At 65.0% G+C, this 3740-nt stretch carries 5 protein-coding genes; 2 read left to right on the top strand and 3 right to left on the bottom strand.

What is annotated here, in order from left to right; translation table 11 throughout:
* Nucleotides 1-54: 54 nt before the first annotated feature.
* Nucleotides 55-1296 carry an IS256 family transposase gene (locus CGU34_RS13220; protein WP_100809640.1) on the bottom strand — a complete coding sequence of 414 codons (1242 nt, stop codon included), beginning with the start codon at nt 1294-1296 and terminating at the stop codon, nt 55-57.
* 335 nt (nt 1297-1631) lie between these two features.
* Between CGU34_RS13220 and CGU34_RS13215 the strand changes: the two genes are divergently transcribed.
* Both CGU34_RS13215 and CGU34_RS17225 read left to right on the top strand, forming a co-directional pair.
* Nucleotides 1632-1835 (top strand): helix-turn-helix domain-containing protein, encoded by a 204-nt coding sequence (locus tag CGU34_RS13215; RefSeq protein ID WP_100814366.1) that lies wholly within the window; start codon nt 1632-1634, stop codon nt 1833-1835.
* The gene (locus CGU34_RS17225) at nt 1832-2236 is read left to right on the top strand and encodes a hypothetical protein (protein ID WP_198517805.1); all 405 of its coding nucleotides are present in this window, start codon (nt 1832-1834) and stop codon (nt 2234-2236) included. The genes CGU34_RS13215 and CGU34_RS17225 overlap by 4 nt, the downstream gene beginning before the upstream one ends.
* Nucleotides 2237-2402: 166 nt before the next feature.
* Here CGU34_RS17225 and CGU34_RS13205 read toward each other — a convergent pair whose 3' ends face one another.
* On the bottom strand, nt 2403-3353 hold the full coding sequence (locus tag CGU34_RS13205; protein WP_036296135.1) for an integrase core domain-containing protein: 951 nt from the start codon (nt 3351-3353) through the stop codon (nt 2403-2405).
* A complete protein-coding gene (locus CGU34_RS13200) occupies nt 3350-3667 on the bottom strand; it encodes a helix-turn-helix domain-containing protein (protein ID WP_081766164.1) in 318 nt (105 codons plus the stop codon). The genes CGU34_RS13205 and CGU34_RS13200 overlap by 4 nt, the downstream gene beginning before the upstream one ends.
* Between the last annotated feature and the right edge of the window lie 73 nt (nt 3668-3740).

Below are 3740 nucleotides of genomic sequence, written 5' to 3'. Positions count from 1 at the left end.
GGTCAAGTCCTGGGACGTGGTGTATCGGTGATCGTGTGATCCCTCGTGTCGAGGTCAGGCTGTGAGGGCCCGAAGGTCGGGTTCGATCACCTCCTCTGTGGTGGGTTCGCCGACGCGGCGTGCGGCGGCGAGGGCGTCGAGGCCGAGGTAGCGGCGTTGCTCGGCCCACTCGTCGTGTTGCTCGGCGAGGACGGCGCCGACGAGCCGGATGATCGCGTCGCGGTTCGGGAAGATGCCCACGACGTCGGTGCGGCGGCGGATCTCCCGGTTGAGGCGTTCGTTCGGATTGTTGGACCAGATCTGCCGCCAGATGCTCTTCGGGAACGCGGTGAACGCGAGGATCTCCTCACGTGCGGCCTCGAGGTGCTCGAACGACCTGGGGAGCTTGTGCTCGAGCGCGTCCAGGACGCGGTCGAACTGGGCGTGCACGGACTCCGCGTCGGGCTGGTCGAAAACCGTGCCCAGCAGGGTCTTCACCCATGGCCACGAGGACTTTGGGGTCACGCTCATCAGGTTCGCCGCGTAGTGGGTTCTGCACCTCTGCCAGGACCCGCCGACGGTCGCGCCGATCGCTGCGACCAGACCTGCGTGTGCGTCGGACGTGACGAGCTTCACGCCGGTCAGGCCTCTCGCGACGAGGTCGCGCCAGAACGTCAGCCAGCCGGCGCCGTCTTCGGTCGAGTTGACTTGCAGACCGAGGATCTCGCGGTAGCCGTCGGCGTTCACGCCGGTCGCGACCAGCACCGCGACCTTCACGACCCGGCCGCCCTCGCGGACCTTCATGGTGAGCGCGTCGGCGGCGACGAACGAGTACGGGCCGGCGTCCAACGGCCGGGTGCGGAACGCGGTCACCTGCTCGTCAAGGTCGCGCGCCATCTCCGACACCTGCGACTTCGACAGCCCGGTGATCCCGAGGGTCTTCACCAGGTCATCCATCCGACGGGTGGACACGCCGAGGAGGTAGCTGGTCGCGACCACGGTGGTCAGTGCGGCCTCCGCGCGGCGGCGGCGTTCCAGCAGCCACTCCGGGAAGTAGGTGCCCTGCCGGAGCTTGGGGATCTTCACGTCGATGGTCCCGGCGCGGGTGTCGAAGTCGCGGTGGCGGTAACCGTTGCGACGGTTCACCCTGTCGTCGCTGATCGTGCCGTAAGCGGCGCCGCAGATCTGGTCCGCGTCCGCGGATAGCAGCTGGTTGATGAACGTGCCGAGCATCTCCCGCAGCAGATCGGGAGACGCCTGCGCGAGGTGGTCTTCGAGGAAGCGGGCAGGGTCGATATCGTGGGGTGAGACGGTCATCGTCGGGGTCCTTTCGAGATGGATGTGAAGAGTTCTCTCGAAGGATCACGCGGTGACCGTCGCTACGTCCGCAGCGACACGGTCACCCGATCCGTACACCACCTTGCCGGACGCCACCTCCACTGGTGTCTGGACATAAGTGCTAATGTCTGTGCCACAACCGAAAACCGACTGCCAGTCAGAGAGCACAAGAGAGCGGTGAAACGCCGCCACCTCTTGAGGGTATGACGAACGGTATCGCCCTGAAACGGGGCGCCTGCAACGGGAACCGAGCACAAGACGAATCCAGACGATTCGCTTGATGTTCGGTTTTTTCCGTTTCAAGGAGAATATCCGTGTCGACCCAAACATCCCCTCAGTGGGGCACCTTGCAGGCGGCAGCTGCCGCCTTCCAGATCCACGAGCGCACCCTGCGCCGAATGATCGCACGTGGCGAGATCGAGGCCCGCCGATTCGGTCCGCGTCTGATCCGCGTCAACCTAGCCAGCATCGAAGCAGCTGGGCGACCCCTCCAGTTCGGCGGGGGTGACGCCGCGTGAGCGCAAACGAAAGCCGCCCGGAGGCGGCAATCGAAGATCCGGCTGGCGAGCTGATCTATCACCAGAATAGGCCGCATCCTGCTCTTCCCACGGATACTCGCCGCAAGCCGATCGCGCTAGACACCGGCACCAGTTCTGATGCCGCCGTGAAGCTGTCATCTACGACCCGCGCAGCGGTCATGAAGGCGATCATCTCGATTCTTCGCGAGCGCGCAGCAACCGACGATGAAATAGCCGCTGAGTATGCGATGCGCGGAGGCCCGAGCTATCCGATCGTGACACCGCAGAGGCTCAGAACCGCGCGCGCAGCTCTCGTACACGAAGGTCTGGTGCGCGACTCCGGTGCGCTCGCGTTCTCGACGCTCGGGAACCGCGCCACGTTGTGGGAGGTGTCGCGATGAAGTTCAACCCCAACATCCTCACTCGAGTCAGCAATGGCGACCTAGACGCCCTCGACGCGCTGGTTGAGTTCGGCGACGGCACTGTGAAGCGCCTTGCGGAATGTGACTCGGCCGACATCGAAGTAATGAAGGCGTTCGCCGTTTACAAGAGTGCTGATGTCCCGCGTCAAGTAGTTGGCAGGGATTCTTCGATTTCGAAGTTGGGGATGGTCGGGTCGGCCAGGCCCATGTGCACCTCTATCGGCCGGTTCCAAGCGATCGCCTCATGAGGGCGGGTCTCGTTGTACTCGATGCGGTAGTCCTCGGCGCGTTCGACGAGGGTGAGCGCGTCGGGGATGTCGTCGAGGAACAGCCGTTCGTACTTCAGCGTCCCGAAGCCGCGTTCGCGTGATCCGTTCTGCCCCGGTGACTTCACCCTGGTGCGGACGTGTCGCAGTTCGGGGTGGCGCATGATGAACAGCTCGAAGTTCATCGATCGGAATGGACCGCCGTTGTCTGTGACGATCGTGACGACCGGCAGCAGCTCGCCGGTCTCGTCGTCGACCTGACATTGGTCGACGAGGGGGTGGCCGAACAGGGTCACGTAGTCGACGAGGGCGAGTTCGATCGCGGCGATCGCGTCGTGCTGGTTCGCGGTCGGCGAGGTGTGAAACGGGTGCTCGAGCTTCGAGTACCAGTCCCGGCAGCCGGCGATCCTCCAGATCCCACCCTGGGTGGTCTCGAACTCGCTGAAGTCCAACTGCCATACCTGGTTCGGGCCGGTCGGGTTTCGTGCGAACGCGGCCTTGCGGTTCTTCGCGAGTTCTCGACGCTGCTTCTGGTACTCCGATGGCAGGATCAGCCCGTCATCGCGCAGCAGCCGCAGCACGGTCGCCTGGGACACCTTGTGTCCGTCATGGCGGGTCATCGCCCAGATCTTCCGGTGGCCCCACTCCGGCTTCTTCAACGCATGCGCGACCACCAGCGGCCGGGCCGCGTCTCGCGCCGGCTGCGGCCACGGGCCCTTCGGCGGCCGGTCAGTCTTCGCCTTGGCCTGCCAGCGCCGCCAGGTGCGTTCGGGCATGTCGATCAGCTGACAGAACCTCGCGGTCGACATGCCCGCCTCGGTGCGGATCACCTCGAGGTCCTCGAAGGGCCCAGGCGGCCCTCGGCGCTCTTCTTCCAGACCCGGATCTCGACCGCGGCCTCACCCAGCGCCTGGGTGAGCTCGGCGACCTCGTCCTCGAGCTGCTGCTCGCGGGTCGAGGGCTTGGACTTACCCGCCTCGATGCCGGCTCTGCCGCCCTCGAGGAACTGGCGCTTCCAGTTCCCGATGGCCTGCTCCGAGACCTTCTCACGGCGGCCCGCTTCAGCGATCGTGATCTCGCCCTGCAACACGGACAACACGATGCGGAGCTTCTTCTCCACGGGGATCGTCGGTGGACGACTCATGACATTCAGACCTCTCAGCTGGGGCGTTACATCAGCAACTAACTACCCCTGCCAAACATTCTGACGCGCGACA

This window comes from Microbacterium lacus, assembly GCF_002812805.1.
Classification (GTDB): Bacteria; Actinomycetota; Actinomycetes; order Actinomycetales; family Microbacteriaceae; genus Microbacterium; species Microbacterium lacus_A.
This window is presented reverse-complemented; position numbering and strand designations above follow the sequence as displayed.